Source organism: Tepidanaerobacter sp. EBM-38 (genome assembly GCA_001896545.1).
Taxonomy (GTDB): Bacteria; Bacillota; Thermosediminibacteria; order Thermosediminibacterales; family Tepidanaerobacteraceae; genus Tepidanaerobacter.
The window spans coordinates 1-4,073 of the sequence record MPOT01000014.1; the positions used below are offsets into that span (position 1 = coordinate 1).

General features: G+C 37.2%; 4 protein-coding genes and 1 pseudogene. 2 read left to right on the plus strand and 3 right to left on the minus strand.

All coding sequences use genetic code 11. The features are described 5' to 3' along the window. Positions 1–155, minus strand: a 155-nt coding sequence (locus BUC45_RS00790; protein WP_296969468.1) for a type II toxin-antitoxin system RelE/ParE family toxin, incomplete at its 3' end; no start/stop codon positions are given. Positions 156–157: 2 nt separating this feature from the next. Next, positions 158–526, minus strand: coding sequence for an AbrB/MazE/SpoVT family DNA-binding domain-containing protein (locus BUC45_RS00795; protein WP_296969461.1), 369 nt, complete (start codon positions 524–526; stop codon positions 158–160). Between the two features lie 161 nt (positions 527–687). On the opposite strand from BUC45_RS00795, the pseudogene BUC45_RS11910 reads away from it, so the two are divergent. Together BUC45_RS11910 and BUC45_RS00805 are read left to right on the plus strand one after the other, a co-directional pair. Continuing rightward, positions 688–1,219: pseudogene (locus tag BUC45_RS11910) on the plus strand (DNA methyltransferase); the annotation flags it as partial. 47 nt (positions 1,220–1,266) lie between these two features. Continuing rightward, a complete protein-coding gene (locus tag BUC45_RS00805) occupies positions 1,267–1,521 on the plus strand; it encodes a hypothetical protein (RefSeq protein ID WP_296969464.1) in 255 nt (84 codons plus the stop codon). 268 nt (positions 1,522–1,789) lie between these two features. Here the strand turns inward: BUC45_RS00805 and BUC45_RS00810 are convergent, their stop codons facing one another. Beyond that, the gene (locus BUC45_RS00810) at positions 1,790–3,367 is read right to left on the minus strand and encodes a copper amine oxidase N-terminal domain-containing protein (RefSeq protein ID WP_296969466.1); all 1,578 of its coding nucleotides are present in this window, start codon (positions 3,365–3,367) and stop codon (positions 1,790–1,792) included. Between the last annotated feature and the right edge of the window lie 706 nt (positions 3,368–4,073).

Sequence of the window (4,073 nt, forward strand, 5' to 3'; positions counted from 1 at the left end):
CCATAAATACCGGTTAGGTCACCACGTTTTGGCTGACCGATATAAGGGTTTTTACTTAATTTTAGTAGAGCTGTTTTATAGGCTTCTTTTAAGGGCTTTTCCTTTATCTTTTTAAAGAAACGCTCAGCTTGGGAACTGAATAATATTTCGTACATAATCAGTCCTCTGAGCCAAAAATGTCATCAAAATTTGCCGCTTCTTTTTCACCGGCTGCAATGGCATCTGCTTCTTCAAGCATATTGGTAACAGCTCTTTTGATATTTTTACTTTGCACTTCAAACTGCTTTACTAATTCATCACCAGAGTAACCCTGGGAAACTAAGTCTTTTAGAATCTCAACGGAAAATTCACTAGGTTCCCTATGAAGCGGTTGAATAACAATTCTACCATCTTCAAGGAAACATTCAACTTCATTCCCGAGCCCAAGGTGTTTATAGAATTGTAAAGGTATGGTAATCTGACGTTTCTTTGAAACGCTGATTATTTTACGGTCCATAATATCACGCTCTGCAGCATTTGCAGACATAACTTAAACCTCCTTTGTAGTATATGCCAAATTCATAAATATAATACACAAATCCTTTATCTTTACAATTATTATAACAAAGAAACAAAGAAAACTCAATAGATTAAGGAGTGATAAAACGTGGATATTCGGCGCATTTCCATAGATCAGATTAAGCCGGCGAACTAGATAACGGAATATTTGACATCACCTTAACCGGCTTTGATGCCGCTGAAATAGAGGATTTATTTTCTAAAGTCCATGATAAGGATGTTAAAGAAGACGACTTTGATGTAGATGAGGCCTTAAAAGAACCCACGATTAGCAAGTAAGGGGATCTTTGGCTTTTGGGAAGGCATAGGCTCATATGCGGGGACAGCACCAAAGCCAAAACCTATGAAAAGTTGATGGACGGTAAAAAGGCAAATCTGGTGGTGACAGATCCCCCATATAATGTCAATTTCACCGGTGGCCCTGTGTGCATATCCCATACAAAATAGCAGCGCTCCCAACGGCATTGTTCTCGACCCTTTCTCTGGTAGCTTTTCAACAGGAATTGCTTGTGAGCAGCTAGATCGTATCTGCTACGCTATCGAACTGGACGAAAAATATGTAGATGTAGGAGTAAAAAGGTTCGTTGAGTATGCAGGCTCGGATGATGAGGTTTTTCTAATAAGAGATAGGAAGAAAATACCATATAAAGCCTGTTTTTAAGTTCTGCATCTAATAATCCGCTTTCGTTTTCAAAAGCGGTCTTTTAAGTGCAAAAAGCAAAAGGCTATAGATATAGACAAAGCCAACTTTTTGCCTTAATTACCAACTACTTTAATAAGACTCCTGTAGATATTTTAAGAGAGTACAAAAACAAAAATTCTGTAGAAATTTCTTTTGGGTTTTTAAAGGATACCGTATTTCCAAATGAAATTTTTAAAAAGAAGCCTAGTAGGATAGAAATATTGACCTATGTAATGCTTCTTGCACTTTCCTTTTTTTCTGATGGCACATCTACCAGCTAACACAGAGGAAAGAGTCATTTTTTTACTTCGTTTAATCGGCTTTGGACCGGAAATTTACACTATAGTGAGGCCAAACCCATTTTTTTATAGAGAATAATAATTGAAAATAGTCATGGGTTAAGGTGCGAAATGTGGGTTACTAAATTTAATTTAAACTAATACACCCCTGAGAAAGTATTATTTTCTTTCACAGGGGTGTATTTTAATACATAATTCTTGGTTGATTTTTAAATTAAGGCAAGATATAGCTAGGACATATAGTATTTTTTTATGGTTTGGGTTTTCTTACCCACTTAATTGTAAATTCGATATTTAGTTTTCCAATATGAACATCTCCAGTAAAAGTGGTTGTTCCTTCGCCAGATTCTAATTCAGCGGATAATTCTACTTTTTTCTTTAGCTGAAGTTCACCCTCTTTAACATCAGCTAACCCCTGATATATCACCTTCCCCTTATGATCTATAAATTGCCCAACCCAGCGACCGGATTCCTCCACAATGCGAATATTATAAAAGTCGGCTAAAAGCTTAGAATCTTCCGGAGTGCGGAAATAGCCAAATAGAATATCTTGACCTTCTGCAAGTTGCTCCATAGTAAGCTTTGTCACGTCTTCATAGGCTGTAAAAGCTGCAAATAGCTCATCATCTCCTCCGGAAATAGACATCCACCCATCTAACATATCTTTTCCAGTTTCTTTAGATGCCTGCACAAGAGAATCATTTATAGTAAAAGTGAAGTCTTCTGCTGCTTTTACAATCCTTTCTCCTGCATCTGGCAAAGGTGTGGAGTCAGGACCATTTTGACCTATTTTAAGGAAAGTTTTTATAAAAATTGACCATTCCCCTTCAAAGTTAAATTCTACCGATGAGCCAGATATTGTTATGCTTATATCGGTTTTTACGCCAGCAGGCGCGGCTGCCTTGCCAGATTCAGCAGAGGCTCGCGACTCTACTTCAGCCGAGGTTTCAAGAACTACTTTACCATCTAAATTCCTAAACTGAGCTGCCCATTTATTGGCCTTTGGATCGCCTAAAACATGAATAACGTAAAATCCGGAAGGAATCTCAGAACCATCAGGCAGCTGCACAAAAGTAAATAGAACGTCAGATCCCTTTGCTAATTGCTCAATAGTTAAAGTATCTACGCCTTCGACGGCAGTGCTGATAATTTTGGCATCAGGATTATTTACAGCTACAACATTGATAGGTCCTATATCAGCAAGCTCAATTTTTTCTTGCCGGGCTACCTCATGCATGATTTTTTTAGTTTCAGCTCGAAAGACTTTATTTGCATCTTCCATCTTGCTGATGTTATCAGCAAAAGGAGATCGCGAAGTTAATTGGATAGTAACTTTCTGCTCACTGTGCTCATACTCTACATTTGCCCCCATAGCTTCAGCAATAAACCGAATCGGCACAAGGGTGCGATCCTTATGCAACATAGCAGGAACATCTAAGAACATAGGCACCCCATTTACAAAGGCTTGGTTATCGCCAATTTTAAGGACGATTTCAAGTTCTCTTTCTTCTTTACTGCTTATAGTAACTTTCTGCTCACTGTGCTCATACTCTACATTTGCCCCCATAGCCTCAGCAATAAACCGAATCGGCACAAGGGTGCGATCCTTATGCAACATAGCAGGAACATCTAAGAGCATAGGCATCCCATTTATAAAGGCTTGGTTATCGTCGATTTTAAGGACGATTTCAAGTTCTATTTTTTCTATAGGAACTGATGATTTGTCATCTATTATATCTGTTTGTGCCTGAGCTGTGCCTGAAAACCCCGTTAAACCGATCAAGAGAATCAAAACCATAGCAAAAAATCTTGTAAGTTTTACAGTCATTTGAATTTATCGCTCCTTTCTGATATTTCTAAAAATAATACACACAATAGATTTTCAACCTAACTGCAGCTATCCAGTCTCAATTCTTAATTTTCTGCAATATTAATGTAAAACTATTAAATCTTAAAAATTCGACATCCCTCCTTTTTTATTAAACGAAATCAACCGTTTTTTTGACGAAAGAATATCTATAAACATCTTAAATATATATTCTCCATATTTTTGGATATTCCTTCCTATAAAAAACAAAGACCGCAACACAAGGGGACGGTTCTTTTGTGTTCCTTCTTTTGTGTTCTTTGCCGGGTAGACTATTTAGGCACGGAACAAATTCTGATTTTATGATTAGTTTTAGAGGATATATAATAAACCAAGAAGAAGTTGCTTACTCACAGAAGATTGAATAGTTGTTTCTAAAAGACCATAAGGTCTTAAAGATATTAATAGGGAAAAACACGCAGAATTAATCATTGATGCTTTTAAGTCACTGGGCTAATAATAATGAACGCAGCAGCTTTATAACAGTTGCGAGAATATTTCCTTGACGATATCATCCCGGTGGGGATTTAATCTTGATATTTATGTGTGCCGATGAAGTTAGACTGCTGATATATTGCATATCGCAATACAAAATGGTAAAATATAAATACCAAGAAGGAGGCGATATGCATGTCGAAAACCACAAGTGTTTTTGCTCGTGTCGAGC